This is a genomic window from Novosphingobium sp. (assembly GCF_019748365.1).
Classification (GTDB): domain Bacteria; phylum Pseudomonadota; class Alphaproteobacteria; order Sphingomonadales; family Sphingomonadaceae; genus Novosphingobium.
Window position 1 is genome coordinate 1 of sequence record NZ_JAIEPN010000015.1, and the last position, 19,580, is coordinate 19,580.

The 19,580-nt window shown below is 67.1% G+C and carries 12 protein-coding genes; 6 read left to right on the forward strand and 6 right to left on the reverse strand.

The window, feature by feature from the left end; genetic code table 11:
* Positions 1-1,153: 1,153 nt before the first annotated feature.
* Together K5Q19_RS02270 and K5Q19_RS02275 are read left to right on the forward strand one after the other, a co-directional pair.
* Positions 1,154-1,636 (forward strand): CHAP domain-containing protein, encoded by a 483-nt coding sequence (locus K5Q19_RS02270; protein ID WP_292940656.1) that lies wholly within the window; start codon positions 1,154-1,156, stop codon positions 1,634-1,636.
* Positions 1,637-1,687: 51 nt separating this feature from the next.
* On the forward strand, positions 1,688-2,644 hold the full coding sequence (locus K5Q19_RS02275) for a cupin domain-containing protein (protein ID WP_292940659.1): 957 nt from the start codon (positions 1,688-1,690) through the stop codon (positions 2,642-2,644).
* Here K5Q19_RS02275 and K5Q19_RS02280 read toward each other — a convergent pair.
* Entirely contained in the window at positions 2,641-4,935 is a 2,295-nt protein-coding gene (locus K5Q19_RS02280; protein WP_292940662.1) for an EAL domain-containing protein, read from the reverse strand. The genes K5Q19_RS02275 and K5Q19_RS02280 overlap by 4 nt on opposite strands.
* A 240-nt stretch (positions 4,936-5,175) precedes the next feature.
* Here K5Q19_RS02280 and K5Q19_RS02285 point away from each other — a divergent pair, with 240 nt between their 5' ends.
* Positions 5,176-6,600: an aldehyde dehydrogenase family protein gene (locus tag K5Q19_RS02285; RefSeq protein ID WP_292940665.1), complete on the forward strand. Its 1,425-nt coding sequence runs from the start codon at positions 5,176-5,178 to the stop codon at positions 6,598-6,600.
* A gap of 64 nt (positions 6,601-6,664) precedes the next feature.
* Here the strand turns inward: K5Q19_RS02285 and K5Q19_RS02290 are convergent, their stop codons facing one another.
* From K5Q19_RS02290 to K5Q19_RS02310, 5 genes are all read right to left on the reverse strand, one after another.
* The gene (locus K5Q19_RS02290; protein WP_292940668.1) at positions 6,665-10,921 is read right to left on the reverse strand and encodes a translocation/assembly module TamB; all 4,257 of its coding nucleotides are present in this window, start codon (positions 10,919-10,921) and stop codon (positions 6,665-6,667) included.
* Positions 10,921-13,083 carry a BamA/TamA family outer membrane protein gene (locus K5Q19_RS02295; RefSeq protein WP_292940671.1) on the reverse strand — a complete coding sequence of 721 codons (2,163 nt, stop codon included), beginning with the start codon at positions 13,081-13,083 and terminating at the stop codon, positions 10,921-10,923. Before K5Q19_RS02295 ends, K5Q19_RS02290 begins: the two co-directional genes overlap by 1 nt.
* A gap of 28 nt (positions 13,084-13,111) precedes the next feature.
* Positions 13,112-13,963, reverse strand: a complete 852-nt coding sequence (locus tag K5Q19_RS02300) for an arginyltransferase (protein ID WP_292940674.1) — start codon at positions 13,961-13,963, stop codon at positions 13,112-13,114.
* A gap of 200 nt (positions 13,964-14,163) precedes the next feature.
* Complete coding sequence (locus K5Q19_RS02305; protein WP_292940677.1) at positions 14,164-15,399, reverse strand: threonine ammonia-lyase; 1,236 nt, start codon at positions 15,397-15,399, stop codon at positions 14,164-14,166.
* A gap of 50 nt (positions 15,400-15,449) precedes the next feature.
* Positions 15,450-15,809 carry a hypothetical protein gene (locus tag K5Q19_RS02310; RefSeq protein ID WP_292940680.1) on the reverse strand — a complete coding sequence of 120 codons (360 nt, stop codon included), beginning with the start codon at positions 15,807-15,809 and terminating at the stop codon, positions 15,450-15,452.
* 104 nt (positions 15,810-15,913) lie between these two features.
* Between K5Q19_RS02310 and K5Q19_RS02315 the strand changes: the two genes are divergently transcribed.
* From K5Q19_RS02315 to K5Q19_RS02325, 3 genes are all read left to right on the forward strand, one after another.
* Entirely contained in the window at positions 15,914-16,822 is a 909-nt protein-coding gene (locus K5Q19_RS02315; RefSeq protein WP_292940683.1) for an NAD(P)-dependent oxidoreductase, read from the forward strand.
* 128 nt (positions 16,823-16,950) lie between these two features.
* Entirely contained in the window at positions 16,951-18,642 is a 1,692-nt protein-coding gene (locus K5Q19_RS02320) for an amidohydrolase (protein WP_292940726.1), read from the forward strand.
* 11 nt (positions 18,643-18,653) lie between these two features.
* Entirely contained in the window at positions 18,654-19,577 is a 924-nt protein-coding gene (locus K5Q19_RS02325; protein WP_292940685.1) for a glutathione S-transferase family protein, read from the forward strand.
* The last annotated feature ends 3 nt before the right edge of the window (positions 19,578-19,580 follow it).

The following is a 19,580-nucleotide window of genomic DNA, read 5'->3' on the forward strand; positions in this document are numbered from 1 at the left end:
AAGGACCAGATCGAAGCCTATATCGAACTCAAGTGGCCCGAAGTGATGCGCTGGGAAACCACGCCCTCGGCCGTCGAGTTCGACATGTACTACAGCGCCTGATTTTTCAGCGCTTGGTCAGAAAGAGGCGTCCGGGAAACCGGGCGCCTTTTTCGTTTTGGGGGTTTCGGAAGGAAGAGTGCCTCCGGGATGCAAGGGCCAGCGGCCCTTGCATCCCGTCAGTCGGTGGGAGTTTCTACGCTTGCGTCATTCGGGCGGGGGTCTGGCCGGCGGGCGCAGCGTTTGGGGCTCTGGATTCCCGCCTACGCGGGAATGACGAGGTTGGGGGTGGGGCCTGAGCCTGTTGGATTTGGCGGCGCGGCGGTGCGGTGATTGGGCAGGTGGGGTGATCGCGCGACCGGTGCGGCGCCTGCACTGGCGCTGCGGGAGGGGCGTCGTGTTCCGCCGGGGTGCGAGTGGCCGGATGGGCAGAAGAGGTCCGGCGCAGCCTTCTTGTCGATCATGGCCCGGGACCGGGGTAGCGGCTCGCGTGCGTGCCGGTCTTTGCTCGCATTCGGCCAGATGCCGATGGGAGCCATGATCTGCGTGCTGGCGCGGTAATGTGCCTGGCCAAGGACTTGGGGGAGACCGCCCCACCTTGAACCCGCAGCCCGCACCGGTCGCGTTGGCGTTTCACGGCCAAAGGAGCGAGGGCAAGGCCGGCCTAGCCTGCTCCCGATCTGGGCGGGACGTATAACCCATTTGGTTCGTTTTGTCAAGGGTGGTGTTGGGCAAGGTGTCTCGACTTCGCTCGACACGAACGGTGGGCGGATTTTTGGGTTTTCATACCAAGCTTCGTCATTCCCGCGCAGGCGGGAATCCAGGGCGGCTGGCGCTGCGTGTGCGGCTCTGGATTCCCGCCTTCGCGGGAATGACGAGGTTTTTGATATTGCGAGAGGTTTCGTCACCCCGGGCTTGACCCGGGGTCCCGCTTGGATTGCGAGCGCGGTGGTTGCGGCGAGAAGCGGGAGGAGGGCAGCGGAGAGAGAAATTTGCGCCCGCTGTAACCTTTTCCACAGCACCCTCGCGACTCGGGACGAACCGAGATTGCTTCCCGATGAACGGAAGCCCCCCGGACTCCTCGAATCGCTTCAAATCCTTAGTCATGCTGCACATGCACAAGACCATAATCGCAGCATGTGTCGCCCTCCTGTCGCTCTTCGCGCTGCCGTCTGCGGCGCAGGCCCGGCTCCAGTGCGTGACGTATGCGCGGCAGGTTTCGGAAGTGCAGCTCAGCGGCAATGCGCGGGATTGGTGGGGCCATGCCGAGGGCCGTTATGAGCGCGGCCAGACGCCCAAGGTTGGCGCGGTGCTTGCCTTCGCCGGCACCCGCGCGATGCCCTATGGCCACGTTGCCGTCGTCAACAAGGTGGTCGATAGCCGACACATCCTGATAAACCACGCCAACTGGTCGCGCCCGGGCATGGTCGAGCGCGGCGTGATGGCGGTGGATGTGTCCGCCGCCGGCGACTGGAGCGAAGTGCGCGTGTGGTATGCGCCGACCCGCTCGCTGGGCCTGCGCCCGAGCGCGGCCAAGGGCTTCATCTATCCGCGCACGATCACGGCGAGCGCCGGGGCCTCCGCCAACGCTGGCTGATGCTGTTTTGCGGGTAGGCAAGCCTGCCGCGATTTGCCAACACGCCGTTCCATGATCAGGCCACTTCTTGCCGCAGCCACCTTGCTGTGCGCCCTCCCCGCGTTCGCGCAGCCCGCTCCCGATCCGATGCCTGCCGCAGCGAAGGCGATCATCGATCACTACCACATGCAGAACATTCCCCACGAAGGGCCGTGGTTCCTGCAAACCTTCAAGAGCGACGACGTGATCGAAGGCGCGCTGGCGGAGCGCTACAGGGGCAAGCGCTGGGCCTATACGGCGATCTATGCGGTGTTCACCCGCAGCGATTTTTCCGCGATGCACCGGCTCGCCACCGACGAACTCTGGCATTTCTACGGCGGCAGCCCGGCGCAGATCCTGCTGCTCTATCCCGATGGTCGCGGCGAAGTGAAGATCTGGGGCAGCGACGTACTAAAGGGCGAGGAGCCGCAGATCATGGTGCCCCGCGGCACGTGGATGGGCGCGCGGCCGATCGGCGATCCCAAGGTGGCCTACAGCTTCGGTGCCAACACGCTTTCGCCCGGCTTTGAATATGCCGATTACGAACCCGGCTACCGCGACGAGCTCGCCGCGCTCTACCCGAAGTTCGCGCGCGAGATCACCGAACTGACCCGCGATGAATCCGCCCATCGCCCCGCCGGATCGGGCACCAAGCCGGCGCTCGTGCCGCCGGTCGCGGTCGAGGAACTGGTCGGCCGCACGTCGCCGCAGCGCTCGGACGCGATCAGCGTCGCGCGCTTCACGCTGCAGAAGGGCGCGGCCATTCCGATGACGGTGACGCGCGAAGGCACGGAAGTCATGGTCGTCAGCGCAGGCAAGGGCCGCGTCACCATCGGCGGCAAGGTGCAGGAAGTCGCCCAGGGTTCGGTCGTGCTGCTGCCGCCGCGCGTGCCGCACCGGATCGATGCCGATACGCGGCTGGAGTTCACGGTAAGCGTCGCGCCCGCCTGGCAGGCATCCGACATGACGATCCTGCCGGAGAAGCCCTAGGACGCCCGGCGCAGCACCGCCGCCTCCTCGCGCTCGGCGAGCAGGCCCCGCGCCTCCTCCGCCGGCAGCGCGGCCCAGAACAGGTAGCCCTGCACCAGTTCGCAGCCCGCCGCCTGCACCAGCAGGCGCTGCACTTCGGTCTCGACGCCTTCGGCCACGACTTTCATCCGCAGCGTCTTGCCCAGCGTGGTGATTGCGCAGAGGATCGAGTGGGCATCGCGGTCGCGCTCGATGTTGGAGACGAAGGAGCGGTCGATCTTGATCCGGTCGAACTGGAACGAGCGCAAGTACGAGAGCGAGGAATAGCCGATCCCGAAATCGTCGAGCGCGACGCGGATGCCCATGCGGTTCAGCTCGCGCAGCACGCCGATCACATGCGCGCTGCGATCGAGCATGACGCCCTCGGTCACTTCGAAGACGAGGCGCTGCGGGTCCATGCCGGTTTCTTCAAGCAGGCCCGCCAGCATGGGGAGGAAATCGCCCGCCATGATCTGGAGCGGCGAAAGATTGACCGAAATGTCGCAGTCCGGCCAGCTGCGGCATTCGGTGAAGACATGGCGCAGCACCCAGGTGCCGAGCGGGATCATCAGGCCGCCCTGTTCGGCGATGGGCACGAAGAGGTCCGGACGAATCTCGCCGCGTTCGGGATGGTTCCACCTGAGCAGCGCCTCGAAGCCGCTGACCGCGCCGGTGCCGGTCTCGACCACCGGCTGATAGGCGACCGAAAGCTCGCCGCGGGTGATCGCGAGGCGCAGTTCCATTTCCATCTCGCGGCGCAGTTTGACGCTGGCATCCATGTCCGGCGTGAAGCGGCGGTAGCGTCCGCGCCCGCGCTGCTTGGCACGGTAGAGCGCGATATCGGCACGGCGCAGCAGTTCGCCCGGGTCCTCGCTCTGTTCGGGCCCCCAGCTGATCCCGCAGGAGACCGAGACTTCGAGCGTGTTGCCCGAAATGATGAAAGGCTTGCGCATGAGCTGCATGATCTTGCTGCCCAGCCGGTCCGCCGCGCGCGCGCCGTCGCCACTGGCGTGGAGCAGCACGAATTCATCGCCGCCGAACCGCGCGATGAATGCCTCGCGCGGCAGCGCCTCGCGCAGGCGGTGGGCGACCATGCGAACGAGCTCGTCGCCCACGTGATGGCCCATCGTATCGTTGACCAGCTTGAACCCGTCGATGTCGATATAGGCGACGAACAGGTTGCCCTGCGCCTCGCCCTCGATGAATTCGGTGAGCAGGGTGCGCAGGCGCTGCATGTAGTAAACGCGGTTGGGCAGTCCGGTCATCGCATCGTGGAGCGCGTTGTGCTGGGCTTGCGCTTCGCTGGCCTTGAGCTCGTTGGCGGTCATGCGCATGCGCCTGACAATCACTGCACCGCCCGCGACGACGCCGAGGAAGAACAGGATGAACGTGGCGAGCACCGGCGCGGTGCGCTGGACGATCTTCGGGCCGGGCACTTTGGCGGTCCACGTGATCCAGCCGATGTGGTCGTTGAACGCCGTGCTTAGCGGAACGGCATTGGCACCGCCGATCCGCGCCTGGTCCGGCACGAAGCTCAGATCGCGCAGCACGAGGTCGCTGCTCATCTTGGCGAGGATCGAGCCATCGAGATAGCGCAGGGTGGCCACATAGTTGGGCTCGCGGCGGAGCAGGCTGTAATCGTTGTCGGGAACGATCGAGATGACCGAGAGGAAGGCCGGACGGCCGTTGCGCAACACCGGAGTCGCCGCCCAACGGTTGAGCGGCTGGCCCGAAGACGCGACCGGCCAATCGACATCGGCAAGCTTCTTGATGCTGGCGATGCGCCCACCCAGCGGCACGTTGTGTCTGGCCCGCTGGATCAGGTCCTCGACGTGCCAGCGCACTTCCTGATAGCCCGTATCGCCCGCCATCGGCCGCCCTTGCGCCCAGCCGTGAACCAGCGAACCATCGGGCCGGACGAGGAACATCGCATCGGTCTCGAGGTTGTTCCACACGAAATCGCCGAGGAAATGGTTTGCCCAGACTTCGTTGTCCGAAAGGACGGCGTTGCGCATGGCATCGTCCCAGGTCAGCTGCACCTTCTGTGCCGCGACGATCGAGCTGCCAAGTTGGTCGAGATAGCGGGTCACGAGCACGCGCTCGTCCTCGCGCGCCAGTTCATCGGCAATGCGGGTCGATCGGGAGAAGACTGCGACCAGCAGCGCGGACAGGGCGATCAGCGCGAGGAACGTCGCGAGCGCGATCCAGCCGGTGCGCAGATTGCGCACCGACGATCGCGCAGCGGAACCGCGAGTGATGTTGTCCAAGCCCATCGAGCCGGGCTTAGCGGCAGGATGGAAAGAAACGGTTAGCGCGCGTTACGCACTACAAGGCTCCATACCGGAAACCTGGCGAGATTCCCGGAGCTCTAAACGGTTAGCATGGCCTTTCCGGCCAAACGCCGCGCAGCGCTCGCGCGGCTGGCCAAATGCGTTGCAATTGCGAACCGGACCCGCCATCGTCAGAAAAAGCAGCTCACCCTTTGCCAATCCAACAAACTTGGGAGAACACCGATGCGCGAGCATCTTCAGCACTACATCAACGGCGCCTGGACCCCCAGCGAAGGCGGCAAGCGCCACGAAGTGATCAACCCGGCAACCGAGGAAGCCTGCGCCGCCATTACGCTGGGCAGCCAGGCCGATGTCGACAAGGCGGTGGCCGCTGCCAAGGCCGCGTTCCCCGCCTTTGCCGCCACGCCGGTGGAAGAGCGCAAGGCGCTGCTGGTGCGCATTCTCGAAGAGTACAAGAAGCGCATCCCCGATTTCGCCAAGGTCATCAGCGAGGAAATGGGCGCGCCGGTCAGTTTTGCCGGCACCGCGCAAGTGGGCGCGGGGATCGGCTACATTCTCGGTACGCTCGAAGCACTGGACGATTTCGTGTGGGAACACCCGGTTCCCGGCGCCAATGCCCGCTTCGTGCATGAACCGATCGGCGTGGTTGCGGCGATCACGCCGTGGAACTGGCCGCTCAACCAGATCTGCGCGAAGATCGCCCCCTGCATCGCCGCTGGCAACACGATCGTGCTCAAGCCTTCGGAAGAGTGCCCCTCGAACGCGGTGATCATCGCCGAGGTCATGCATGCCGCAGGCGTGCCCGCCGGTGTGTTCAACCTCGTGCAGGGTGACGGCCCGGGCGTCGGCGTCGCGCTGACGGTCCATCCCGATGTCGACATGGTGAGCTTCACCGGCTCGACCCGCGCCGGCATCCAGATCGCCAAGAACGCGGCCGATACGGTCAAGCGCGTGCATCAGGAACTCGGCGGCAAATCGCCCAACCTCATCCTCGAGGATGCGGACTTTGCCGCAACGCTGCCCGGCACGCTGCAGGGCGTGGTCGCCAACACCGGCCAGAGCTGCATTGCCCCCACCCGCCTGCTGGTGCCAAAGTCGCGCAAGGAAGAAGCCGAGACTTTCGTGAAGAACTACTTCGCGGCGGTGAAGGTCGGCAGCCCCGAAGAGGAGGGCATGCACATCGGCCCCGTGGTCAACAAGGCGCAGTGGACCAAGATCCAGTCGCTGATCGACACTTCGATCACCGAGGGTGCCTCGCTGCTCGAAGGCGGCCCGGGCCTGCCCGACAACGTCAACCGCGGCTACTACATCCGCCCGACGGTGTTTTCGGACGTGACGCCGGACATGACGATCTTCCGCGAGGAGACCTTCGGCCCCGTTGCCACGATCACCACCTATGACGGCCTCGAGGACGGCATCGAGCTGGCCAACCGCACGGCTTACGGGCTTTCGGCGGTCGTTACCGGCGATGTCGAGACGGCCAAGGGCATCGTGGGCCGCCTGCGCGCGGGCCTCGTTGCGGTCAACCAGTGGGGCGGTGTCAAGGGCGGCGCCTTCGGTGGCTACAAGCAATCGGGCAACGGCCGCGAAGGCGGTGCCTATGGCCTCAGGGACTTCATGGAACTGAAGACCATCGCCGGGGCGTGAGTCCCCGGCATCGGGCTTGAAACAGGACCCCGCGCCGCACCCGTGGCGCGGGGTTTCGTTTTTCTTAGTAGTCCTTGCTCGCCTTCAAGTTGAGGCCCTCGTCACCGATCGTGGAAACGGTGCCGAGCAGCACCAGCCAGCGCGTGATGCGGAACTCGACGGTCGTGGCGCTGTAGCCGCGCCCGTCGGTGATCAGTTCGACGAAGACGCGCCGGCCAAGGTACTTGCCCACGGCAATCGACGTACTGCGACCGACAGCGGCATCGGCGCTGATGATGCGCAGCCTATCGAGCCCGATGGCATTGCGCACCTTGTTGATCGGATCGAGCCCCCCGCCGCTGCGGAAGCTGGCGAGCGCCGAGGCGAGCTGCACGGCCTCGGGCGCGGAAATCTGGGTGATCGAGGTACCGAACAGCATGCGGCTCAAAAGCTCTTCCTCGGGCAAGGCGGGGACAGAGCTGAATGCGATCTGCGGTTTCGAGCCCGAACCGCTGATCGCGATCTTGGCGCTGACCCCGTTGGCATCGCCTTCCGCCACAATATCGAGCTGGGGATCGACCGGCACTTCCCCGACAAAGCGGATCCGCCCGCGGGTGAGATCGAAGCGCCGCCCGGCAAATTCATAGCCACCGCGCACCAGATCGGCAGACCCGAAAATCTGGGGATTGGCCGTATCGCCGCGAAGCCGGACATCGGCGCCCCATTCGCTTTCAAGGCCGAGCCCACGCACATCGATGCGGTTCGCGCCGGCAGCGTCAATCAGATACTTCCATGGCGTGTAAGGCAGACGTGGCGGGGCGGCATCGGCGCGCTGGTTGAGCTCATGCGTGGTCATCGCGGGCAGCGCTTCGGTCACCGTCGCGCGGCCCAGCGTCCAGCGCGCGCGGTCGATGTGGACGCGGCCGGCGATTGTCCCGCCGATCCCGTCGGAGAGGAGGCGCAGCGGGCCGGTGACCGTTGCGGACATGTCATCGCGGTTGATCAGCAGCGCATTCGTTGCCGCCAGCCTGAGATCGAGCCCGACGCCGCGTGTGGCAAGGTTGGAAAGGTCGACCGTACCGCTACCGCTGACCGTGCCCCCGCCCGGCGTGTTGCCGCTGAAATGCGCGAGGCTGAGCCGCGCATCGGCAAAGCTGCCGAGTGCTTCGACCTCGCGCACGTCGGAGCCGGTGAGGTTCGACTGGACGCGCAGCGCCCGCGTGGCGACCGCACCAGTGATCACCGGATGATCGATGGAGCCCGCAACCCGCGCCGCAGCACCGAGCGGGCCGGTAAGGTCGATCACTTCGATGGCTGCGAGCCGCCAGAGCGATTCGGCTGGACCGCTGTAGCGCAGCTCGGCCTTGAGCGTGCCGCCGCGCAGCCGCTCGAGCATGGTGCCGCCGCGCGGGAGATCGGAGACCAGCGCCTGTACCCGCCCGCGCAGAACCGCCCCCTCGCGCGCCACCGCGCGGACCTGCAGCGCCGCCGGGTTGAGATCGGCCACAAGCGCAAGGTCAAGCGGCCTGGATGTCAGGACAAGGCCCGAACGGGTGAGCCCTTTCACCTCCACCGCGGCATGGCCGGACGGCGCGCCGAGGTGGTCGTTCTCGTAATCGATCACACCGGAAGCGAGCCCCCCGAGGCCGAGATCGGGCAGCACGATATCGAGCACCGAAAGCGGCATGCGCGAAAGCATGAGCTTGAGCCGGGTTGCGCCGCCCAGCACGTGGCCGCTGGCAACCACGCTGCCGCGCCCGAAATCGATCTGGGTCGGCTGCAGCCGCCAACCGGCTGCCAGCCCCCCGCCCGCATCGTCCGGCTCGCGTTCCAGCACGGCGCGGCGCGGCATCGAAATGGCGCGGCCGGCATAGTCACCCGCAACGAAGCCGACGATCCTGTCCGGCGAGAAGGCCGCGGTGCCCTGCAGCGCAAAACTTGTGCCGCGCCGACCGGCGATCGAGGCGGTCACGCTACCCGAACCGTTGACGAGCGCGGCATCGGCAGCAAGCCTTCCGATGAAGAGCTTGCCGGCGCTGATCCCTTCGGCCTTGAGCGAAGCCTGGAGCGTGGTGTCCCCGCCTTCCATGCGCCCATCGGCGGTGATCTGGGCATTGCCGACGGCGATCGGGTTCTCCCCGCCGAAGCGGGCACCGCGCGCCGTGATCGCGGCCTTGAGCGCCTGCCCGGCTCCATCCGGCGCAAGGTCGATCGTGCCCGTCACGCCGCCACCGGCGAGGGCAAGGCTGCCCGTCGCACCCTGCTTGCCGATATCGATGCTGCCGGTGATCCGGGTCTGGTAGACGGTGAACTGCTCGATCCCGAGGTGAACCGGCGCGTCCTTGGGCGCTGTGACCATCACAAGCCCGCTGAACAGCCCGAGCCGCGAATCCCCCTTGGTTTCGATTCGGAAGCCGTCGCCTTCAGGACTGAGCGCAAGGTGCACATCCCTGAGGCTTGCCGACGGGAGCGGATTGGCGAGCACGAGCGTGGCGCGCGGGCCATCCTTGGCGAGCGCTGCATCGAAGGTGAACGGCCCATATTCGAGGTGGCGGCCCTGTCCGGCCAATGTTGTCACGCCGTTCGCCTGAGTCCAGCTATGCAGCGCCATGGTCAGCTTGGCCGAGGTCAGTTCGCCCCGCCGCACGATCAGCGGCTGCCTGCCGCCAAGCGTGAGCGATGCGCGGGCGCGGACATTCCCGCCGGTGAGGTTGGCGAGCGTGGCATTGTCGATCCGCGCCAGCCGCCCCGCACCATCAGCCGTGAGCAGCCACGGCTGGCCCGCCCCGAAGCTGAACGCGATGCGCGCCTCGCCATCGGCCAGCCCGAGATCGGGCAGCGCGATGCCGCGCACCGTGACCGGGCCGGACAGCGCGAAGCGGCTGCGCGCAAGATCCCCGTCAAGCGAAACCCGCGCCGAAGCGCCCTTCAGCACCAGGTCGAGCCGATCCGACTTGAGCTTGCCGCCCGCCAGCACGAGATCGCCCGTGAGCCGCGCGCCCGGCAGGCGCGGATCGACCATGGCCTGCCCGGTCTTCATCCGCTGGGCCGTGAGCGCCAGCGGCAGGCGCAGGCGCTTGCCATCCCAATAGGCCGTGCCCGCGGTGCGCAGGCCCTCGGCCAGCACCGTGCCGCTGCGCAGGCGCGCGGCGCGCAAGTCGTGGATGATCGCGAGCGCGGTGAAGCGGCCATCGACCGTCGCATCGAGCCGCGCGCCCTGCAGTTCGGTGCCCGTGCCAGCCAGCAGAAGCTCCGGCCGGGCAAGCATGGCGCGGACCTTCACGGCTTCGGCGCGGTTGTTCACAAGGTCGAGCCCGCCCTCTGCCTTGGCCCTTAGCGCAGCGCCGCCGACGAACAGGCGCCCGCGCAGCACCCCGGCATTGGCGGTTCCGGCGGCCATGATGGACACGGCATCCCCGGCGGTGCGGCGGGCTGCAGCACCGAACAAGTCGCCCGGAAAGACCTGCCCCGCCAGCTTGTATCGTCCGCCGCGGTTCTCGAGCTCGAATGCGGCGAGCTTGCGCCCATTGTCGGTCGCCGCGCCCCAGCCATGCCACTCCTGGAAGGTGCCCTTGCCGCCCGCACGCGCGGCGATATCGCGCTTGACGCCGGTGAGCGCGGCCAGCAGGCCGTCCTTGGGTGCATTGTAGATGAGATCGAGCGCGAAGCGGTTGCGGTCAGGCTCGCTGTCGAGCCGCAGGCGCAACCGGTCGCGCCCGCCGAGCCGTCCGCCGAGGCTGACGAGCGCCCGCCCGCGCCGGATATCGGTGTGCGCGGCAAAGTCGATCCGCCGCCGTTCACCCGCTACCCCGCGCTCGATGGCGAGGTTCTCGGCGGCGAGCTTGCCGATCCTGATATCGAAATCGGGCAGGATCGGCTCGTTCGGGTCGCCCGGCCTGAGGCGGGGCGCGCGCAGGAGCGTGCCGCGTTTGAGGATCAGCGCGCGGATATCGAGGCCCTTGAACAGCCCGGAGCGCGGATCGAGCCCGAACCAGGCAAGCGGACGCCAATCCAGTGTTGCTTCCGGCACGACCATGAAGCGGCCCTCCGGATCGCTCAGCACAACTTCATGCAGGCTCATCGCGCCGAACAAGGTGCCATCGATCCGCCCGATGCGGACGCGCAGGCCCGAACCCGGCACGATCGCGGCGATACGGTCCGCCACGAAACGGTGGCCAAGCGAGGAATCGAGCACGACGACCGCGCCGCCCATCGCGAGCAGGAACAGCAGCGCGGCAAGGAACAGCCCGCGGCCCCAGCCGAGCAGCCGCCGCAGAGGCCCCTTGCGAGGGGGCGGGGACGGCGCGGGCGCGGTGTCCTCGGGCGTCGAAGTGCCGGCCATCAGAACGCCTGCCCCAGCGACACGTAGACGCCGATGCGGGGATCACCCTTTTGCGGATTGAGCGGCGTGCCCAGATCGATGCGGATCGGACCGAACCCTGTCTGATAGCGCAAGCCAAGACCGACGCCGACCTTGAGCCCGTTGATCGTGGGTGATGCGGTAGTGCCCACGGTGCCGGCATCGACGAAAGGCACCACGCTCACCGCGCCGCCCATCAGGCCGGTCTTGACGCGGGCTTCGAGCGAGAACTCCGACAGGCTGCGCCCACCGCTGGGATTGCCGAGCGCATCGCGCGGGCCGACTGCCTGGTAGGTGAAGCCGCGAACCGACGCGCCGCCACCGGCATAGAGCCGCCGCGATGGTGCGATGGAATTCACGTCGACGCCGGGGATAGTGCCGAAGCGCACGCGCTCGGCAAGCACGACGCGGCTGGTGATCGGCTGGTAGGCGCTCGCATCGAACTGCGCGCGCACATAGCTTGAGCGGATACCGTTCTGCACCGAGATTTCCGGGCTGAGCCGGATCGACACGCGCACGCCGCGCTTTGGATCGAGCAGATCGTTGCTGCCGTCATAGGCTCCGCGCAGCGGCAGCGCGCCGATGAAATAGGTGGTGCGGGTTGAACCCGGCGCGGCCGGCAGTTCGCTCGTTGCCAGCAGTTCGATGCCGCCCGACCACACCCAGGACTTCTGGAAGATCAGCGTGGTCTGCTTCTCGAAAGTGGTCGAGAACGAGAGGGTGCGGGCGTTGTACGCATCGGTGCGCCGGGTCTGGGCGTAGAGATCGGCGGTCAGCACCTGATCACGGCCGAGGAAGTTGTTGCGGCGATAAGTCGCGCCCGCCAGCTGTTCGCGCGTCCCCACGACGCCGCGGAAGCGCACGAGACCTTCGGGCGGGAAGAAATTGCGGTTCTCCCAGCTCGCCTCGACGCGCAGGCCCTCGCCGCTCGAATAGCCGATGAGCCCGGCAATCGTGCGCTGCGGGGCCTTGGACAGGGTGATGTCGACATCAGCGACGCCCGGCTGCGGATCGGCCGCCGGTGTGACTTCGCGCGGGGTGATCGTGACCGCCGAGACGAGGCCAGTTGCCAGAATTGCCTGCCGGAGATCGTCGACGCGCGACTTGCGGAAGGGCTCGCCGGGGCGGAACCGGGCGATGCGCGACAAGTGGCGCGAGGAGAGGTAATCGGGCAGCGAGCTGTGGATCTGCCCCATGACATATTGCCCGCCGCTGGTGACGGGCAGAGCAAGATCGCCGGTCCGATCGGCATGATCGATCGTGAGATCGGGCTCGCCCACTTTGGCAAAGGCATGTCCGCCTTCGCCAAGCGCCGTGATCAGGTGGTCGCGCTCGGCAACGATGCGGTCGGCATTGACCGGATCGCCCGGCGCCAGCGCGAACGCGCGGGTGAGCGCTGCCGCATCGCGCGCGGCGGCAATATCGCCTAGGCTGATGCGCGAGAACGTATAGCGCGGCCCGGGGCGCACATCGAAGCGCACGCCGACTTTCCTGAGATCGATCGCCGGCCCCGGTCCGCTGCCTTCGGCGGGCGCGGCATAGCCGGTCGTGCTCTGGAAGACCTCGGCATCATAATAGCCATAGACCCGCAGCACTTGCTGCAGAAGGTCGGTATCCTGCCGGGCGCGCCGGGTGAGCTGCGCGAGGTTGTCTTCCTCGTTGCCGAACTTTCGCAGCGCGGCGAGCGTGCCGAAGCGGGTGGTCACGGCTTCGCGCTCGGGCAGCGTCTCGACGTCAGGCGGAAAGGCGAGCGCGAGCTGCGGGGTAATCGGAATCACGCTGGCACCGGGAATCTGGCCGATCCCGCGCCCGCTGCCCGGATCGGCGTCGGTCGCCAGCGCGTCGCCCGCGGCTTTGGCCTGCTCGGCCGCTTCCCCTATATCCGCATCGGGCGTGAGCAGCTCGATCGGCGGCAACTCAGCGGCGTCGGGCCAGGCCAGCGTGATCGCCGGGATGCCGGTCAGCGGCGCAATCGCATCGGGGGAGAGCAGCGTGCTCGGATCGGGCACGGCGACCCTGGCGGCATCGGTCTGGTTCGCCCAGGCCTTGGGATCGTCCATCGCGGAATCGGGGATCAGGTCCTCGAGCGCCTGATCTGCTTCACGCGACTGGGCGTGCGCCAATTGCGGCAGGATGGCGAGCAAAAGGGCCGGCAGGATCGCCCGCCAGAGCTCAGATGTGGCGGTACTGCGCCTGTGCGGCGGCAAGACCGTCCTTGCCGGTATCGTCCGCGATTCGCCGGTCCGCACCCCTTGCGGTCGCAGCGCGATCGATCGCGCGGGCCTGCTCATCGGGGTCAAAGCGTTCCCATCCTTCGCGACCCAGCCGTTCGAGCGGCCGGTAGCGGACCTTGTACTGCATCCGCGCCGATCCTTCGACCCAATATCCAAGATAGACAAAGGGAAGACCGATCCGGGCGGCATGGAGGATGTGGTCCAGAATGATGAAATTGCCAAGCCCCCGCCGCTCGGCATGATCGGGTTCGTAGAAGCTGTAGATCATCGACAGCCCGTCGCCCTGACGGTCGGTCAGGCAGGCGCCGACGAGCTTGCCGGGCTTCCCGTCGACACCCGGTTCCCGGTATTCGATGATGAAGGTGCTGACGGGCGTGTGCTCGACCATGTCGGCAAAGTCCATCTCGTCCATCGAGGCCATCCCGCCACCGGGATGGCGCGCCGCGAGATAACGCTGCAGCAGCTCGAATTGTTCCGGCGTCGACCACGGCTTGCAGGCAGTGACGACGAGATCGCTGTTGCGCTTTAGGTTCTTGCGCTGGGTGGCCGAGGGCACGAATTCGCCGGCCACGACACGCACCGAGATGCAGGCGGAGCAATCGATGCAGCTGGGGCGATAGGCTACCGTCTGGCTGCGGCGAAAGCCGATGCGGCCCAGCGCATCGTTGAGCTCGTCGGCATTGGGGCCCTTGAGCTCCGTGAACACCTTACGCTCCGTCTTCCCCGGCAGATAGGGGCACGGCATCGGGCTGGTCACGAAGAAGCGGGGAAAGCGGACGGGCGCAGTCACGGCCTGGGCGGTATCCTCTTCCGCGCCCCGGACCATCCGGAAGCGCTGTCAGAGGCAACATGCCTCACACGGACGATTGGTGAAAGAGCCATTAACCACCAAAGGTAGTTAATTGGCAGGGATTTCACGCGGGCCTTGTGGACAGTGCGGTGAACGTACCGAAACGGGATGCGAGGGGCCGCAAGTGTGACGAAAGAGGCTTAACCGAGCTCCACCTGCGTCACATCATAGCCCTTGGCGCGCAGACTCGCGACCAGAAGATCGATCTGCTCGCGGTCGCGCGCCTCGCATTCGATCTCCGCGGTAAGCCCCTTGGCCGGCAGCGAAGTGAAGATGCGGTTGTGCCAGACCTCGAGGATGTTGACCTGGTGGCGGTTGAAATCCTCGACCACCTTGAACAGCGCGCCTGGGCGGTCCTGCAAGGTGAGCCTGAGGCGGGCCAGACGCCCGGAGCGGGCGAGATCGCGCAGCAGCACGTTGGCGAGCAGGCGCGTGTCGATATTGCCGCCGCAGAGCACGAGGCCGATCTTGCGCCCGGCAAAGCGCTTGCGATGCGTCATCACCGCGGCGAGGCCCGCCGCGCCCGCGCCTTCGACCACGGTCTTTTCGATCTGCAGCAGCACCGCGACCGCAGTTTCCAGCGCCGGCTCGCTCACCAGCACGATATCGTCGGCAATCTTCTTGAGCACGGCGGAGGTGAACGTGCCCGGTTCCTTCACCGCGATGCCCTCAGCGATGGTATCGCCGCCGCAGGGCAGGTCCAGCCCCTTGAGCTTGGCATACATCGAGGGGAACAGCGTGGCCTGCACGCCGACCAGCCCGATCGAGGGCTTGAGCCCGCGCGCGGCAGTGCCCATGCCGCTGAACAGCCCGCCGCCGCCGATGGGGACGACGAGGGTCTCGAGCTCCGGCACATCCTCGAGCATTTCGAGCGCCACGGTGCCCTGCCCGGCAGCAACCTGCGGATCGTCGAAGGGATGGACGAAGGTCATCCCGCGCTCGGCTTCGAGCAGCCGCGCATGGGCATAGGCCTCGTCGAAAGTCTCGCCCTCCAGCACGACGGTGCCGCCGACGCTTTCGGTCTGCATGATCTTCACGGTCGGCGTGGTGCGCGGCATCACGATGGTGACGGGCATGCCGAGCCGCGTGCCGTGATAGGAAAGACCCTGCGCGTGGTTGCCCGCCGATGCCGCGATCACGCCCTTCGCACGCTGCTCGTCCGAAAGCTGGAGCAGCGCATTCAAGGCGCCGCGCTCCTTGTAGGCGGCGGTGAATTGCAGGTTCTCGAACTTCAGCCAGATCTCCGCGCCGGTAATCTCACTCAGCGTCTTGCTGTGCAGCGTGGGCGTGCGCACGACCTGTCCGGCGATCCGCGCAGCGGCAGCGCGCACATCGTCGAGAGTCAGCAGCGGGGCGGCGGTTGTCGTCGTAGTCATCGGCTACGGCCCCTAATCGAAACCTGCCCTGAAGGGAACCTTCGTCGCGATCAGCGCCGGCGGCGCGGCAAATTGAACATCTGCAGCAGGGCCAGCACGGCGACAATCGCGATCGTATCGGCAATCCAGTCCCGGATATCGCAATCGCGGTGAAGCGCGGGGATCGCCTGCAACACCTCAACCAGCGCGCCGAGGAACGAGAGCCGCTCGGCCAGATGTACTCTGGGAAAACGCGGAAAGGCGAAGGCGCCCAGCAGCGCGAGCGTGCCGAAGGCCAGCATGTGCTGCGCCTTGTCGCTCAATTCAGGAAAGTCTGCGGCGTTGGGCAAGAGGGCCAGCGTGACCGCACCGGTCAGGCACAGCCAGAATGCAGGTGCGGCGAGCGCGGCGAATCCGGAGACGCGAGGCATGGGCAGCGGGCTAGCCCGCGGTGCTATCGCGCGGCAAGCACGTTTGCGCGCAGGTGGGGCGATTCTGGCTGGCAGCACGCGGCAAAGCGGCTAGAAAGCCGGGTATGACCGAACCGACCTCCACACCGCTCAACGTCTCGTTCCTTGGCCTTGGCGTGATGGGCGGGGCCATGGCCCGCCACCTCGGCACCGCCGGCCACCAGCTCACCATCTACAACCGCACCGCGGCCCGCGCCGAGGCGTGGCAGGCCGCGCATCCGGGGCTTGCCTCGCGTGTTGCCGCAAGCCCGGCGGAAGCGGCAGAGGGTGCCGACGTGGTGATCACCTGCGTCGGCAACGACGATGATCTCTCGGATGTGGTGCTTAGCCCCACCGGTGTCTTCAGCACCCTGCGCCGGGGCGCCCTGTTCATCGATCATACCACCGTTTCCGCGCGAATTGCCCGCCAGATCGCGGTCGAGGGCCGCGACAAGGAGCTGCTCTGCGTCGATGCCCCCGTCACCGGCGGGCAATCCGGCGCGGAAGCCGGCACGCTTTCGATCATGTGCGGCGGCAGCGAGAAGGCAGTCGACGCGGCGCGCGGCGTGCTGACCGCCTATGCCAAACGCGTGGTCCACGTCGGCAAGCCGGGTGCGGGGCAGACCGCCAAGATGGCCAACCAGATGTGCATCGCGGGCGCCATCGCGGGCCTTGCCGAAGCGATCCGCTTTGCGCAGGCGGCCCGGCTGGACCTCGACAAAGTGTTCGAGGCGATCTCGGGCGGCGCCGCGCAATCGTGGCAGATGGACAACCGCTGGCACACGATGGCGAAGGACGAATTCGACTTCGGCTTCGCGGTCGACTGGATGCGCAAGGACCTCGGCCTTGCCATCGAGGAAGCGCGCGGCGTGGGGGCGAGCGTACCCACCACCGCACTGATCGACCAGTTCTATGCCGATGTGCAGGCGCTGGGCGGCGGACGGCAGGATACGAGCGCGCTGATCCGAAGGCTGCCGCGGCGGGGGAACGGCTGATGGGGGGCCTGTTCCGCCGCCGAGCCGCGTACCGCAACACACCCTCCCCCGACCCCTCCCGCAAGCGGGAGGGGAGATACTCGCGCTGGCTACTCCCTTCCCGCTTGCGGGAGGGGCTGGGGGTGGGCGTGTTGGTGCTGGCAGCCCTCGCCGCATCCCAGCAGGCCCACGCCGACACCCTCGTCGACAACGTACAAGGCCAGACCATCGGCGCCGACGGCCATGTCGAGCGGTTCAAGGCCATGTTGATGGACGATGCCGGCGTGGTGAAGGCGCTGATCCACGAGGGCGAGAAGACGCCGAAAAAGGGTTTCCAGTACCGCGTCGACGGCAAGGGGCGGATCATGCTGCCCGGCCTGATCGACGCGCATGTCCATGTGATGAGCACCGGCTTTGCCGCGCTGACCCTCGATCTATCGGAAACGAACAGCCTCGCCGAAGCTCTGGAGAAGATCGCCGCCTATGCCAAGGCGCATCCGGACCGGCCCTGGCTGATCGGGCGCGGCTGGAATCAGGAGCGCTGGAAGCTCGGCCGCTTCCCGACGGCAGCGGAGCTTGATGCCGTCGTAAGCGATCGCCCTGTCTGGCTCGGTCGCGCCGATGGCCATGCGGGATGGGCCAATAGCGCCGCGCTCAAGGCCGGCGGGGTAACAATGGCAAGCCAGTCCCCCTCGGGCGGCGAAATCATCCGCCTTGCCGACGGCAGCCCGGCGGGCGTGCTGGTGGACAATGCCGCCGATCTCGTCGCAAGCCATGTGCCCGCGCCGACCCCGCGCGATTATGACGCCGCCCTCGCGCTCGCCCAGCGGGACTTCTATCGCCGCGGCCTCACGGCCGTGGCTGACATGGGCACCGAAATGGCGGACTGGCAGACCTTCCGCCGCGCGGGCGATGCCAACACGCTATACGTGCGGATCATGGCCTATGGTTCGGGGATCGACAGCACGGTGCAGATCGGCGGCCCCGGGCCCTCGCCGTGGCTCTATGCCGACCGGCTGCGCCTCAATGGCGTGAAGCTTTACATGGACGGCGCGCTCGGCTCGCGGGGGGCCTGGCTCAAGGCGCCCTACCACGACAAGCCCGATACGCGCGGCCTGCCCCGCCTCACCCAGACGCAACTGGGCAATCTGATGAGCCGGGCGGCGATGGACAACTTCCAGATCGCCGTCCACGCCATCGGCGACGAGGCCAATGCGGTCCTGCTCGGCGCGATGGAAGACCTTGCGCAGACCTACAAGGGCGATCGCCGCTGGCGGATCGAGCACGCGCAAGTGATCGATCCCGCCGATTGGCCTATCGCGGAACGTGTGGCGAAATCGGTTGGCCTCATCGCCTCGATGCAGCCGGTGCACCAGACCTCGGACCGCCTGATGGCCGAAGCCCGCCTCGGACCGAACCGGCTGACCGGCGCCTATGCCTGGGCCTCGGCCAAGGCGCATGGCGCGGTGCTGGCGTTCGGCTCGGATGTGCCGGTCGAGCTACCCGATCCGTGGACCGGCTTTGCCGCCGCGATCAGCCGCATCGATGAAAGCGGCCAGCCTGCAGGCGGCTGGCAGGTGCAGGAGCGCGTCAGCCGCGAGACGGCGCTGGCCGGATACACGTCCGATGCCGCTTACGCCGGTTTTGCCGAGAAGCGCTTCGGCCGCCTTGCGCCCGGACAGCGCGCTGATTTCATCTTCGTCGATACCGATCCGATGACCGCTGCGCCCGAAGCGATCCGCAAGACCAAGGTGCTCGAAACATGGGTCGGCGGCGGCAAGGTGTGGGACGCGGCGAAGCCCGAAGGCGGCGCGGTGGGCGCTGAGCCGGTCAAGAAGTAAGGACCCTGGCAATGGCCGAACTGATCCTGCATCATTACCCGGAATCGCCGTTCTCGGAGAAAGTGCGCGCGATCCTTGGCGCCAAGGACCTTGCATGGCGTTCGCTGCAAGTCTCGATGGTCATGCCGCGCCCGGCGACCATTGCCCTCACCGGCGGCTACCGGCGCATTCCGGTGCTGCAGGTCGGCGCGGACGTCTATTGTGATACCGCGCTGATCGCCGAGCATCTGGATGATCTGGGCACTGGCCCCACGCTCTATCCGATGGGGCAGGTGCTGGCTGCACAGACGCTGGCGCGCTGGGTCGATACCGAACTGTTCTGGGCCGCCGTCACGTTGCGCTTCCTGCCTGAAAACATGGGCAATTTCTTCACCGATCCCGCCACCGCGCAAGCCTTCGCCGAAGACCGCGCCAACTTCGCACAGGGCGCGCAAGTGCGCCGCGTGCCGGTCGACGAAGCGCAGGCCCGCTACGCCCGTTTCCTTGCCGAGATGGAGACCCAGCTTGGCGATGGCCGGCCCTATCTGTTCGGCGCGGACTGGAGTATTGCCGATTTCTCGGTCTACCACATGCTGTGGTTCATCCACGCCGGAGGCGGGATGGCAGACCGGCTCGCGGCGCGCGCCCACGTGAGCACGTGGATGGAGCGCATGCGGAGGTTTGGCGAACACGCCGGCGAGGCCATCTCGGCCGACGATGCGCTGGCCATCGCTCATGCGGCCGACCCGCTGCCGGTAGAGCAGGCAAGCGACCTCCCCGCAATCCCGCCCGGCACCGAAGTCAACGTCGCGCCGGTCGACTACGGCGTGATGCCCAGCCACGGCACCTTGCTGCGCTGCGATACCAATGTCATCGTGATCCGCCGCGAACACGCGCTGACCGGCGCCGTCAACGTCCATTTTCCGCGCCACGGCTTCGGCGTGACGCGATACTGACTG

Bases quoted from the DNA above. Each gene is read 5' to 3' on its own strand.
- K5Q19_RS02270 (WP_292940656.1), top strand. From the start codon at position 1,154: ATGCACAAGACCATAATCGCAGCATGTGTCGCCCTCCTGTCGCTCTTC.
- K5Q19_RS02315 (WP_292940683.1), top strand. From the start codon at position 15,914: ATGACCGAACCGACCTCCACACCGCTCAACGTCTCGTTCCTTGGCCTT.
- K5Q19_RS02310 (WP_292940680.1), bottom strand. From the start codon at position 15,809: ATGCCTCGCGTCTCCGGATTCGCCGCGCTCGCCGCACCTGCATTCTGG.
- K5Q19_RS02275 (WP_292940659.1), top strand. From the start codon at position 1,688: ATGATCAGGCCACTTCTTGCCGCAGCCACCTTGCTGTGCGCCCTCCCC.
- K5Q19_RS02280 (WP_292940662.1), bottom strand. From the start codon at position 4,935: ATGGGCTTGGACAACATCACTCGCGGTTCCGCTGCGCGATCGTCGGTG.
- K5Q19_RS02305 (WP_292940677.1), bottom strand. From the start codon at position 15,399: ATGACTACGACGACAACCGCCGCCCCGCTGCTGACTCTCGACGATGTG.
- K5Q19_RS02325 (WP_292940685.1), top strand. From the start codon at position 18,654: ATGGCCGAACTGATCCTGCATCATTACCCGGAATCGCCGTTCTCGGAG.
- K5Q19_RS02290 (WP_292940668.1), bottom strand. From the start codon at position 10,921: ATGGCCGGCACTTCGACGCCCGAGGACACCGCGCCCGCGCCGTCCCCG.
- K5Q19_RS02285 (WP_292940665.1), top strand. From the start codon at position 5,176: ATGCGCGAGCATCTTCAGCACTACATCAACGGCGCCTGGACCCCCAGC.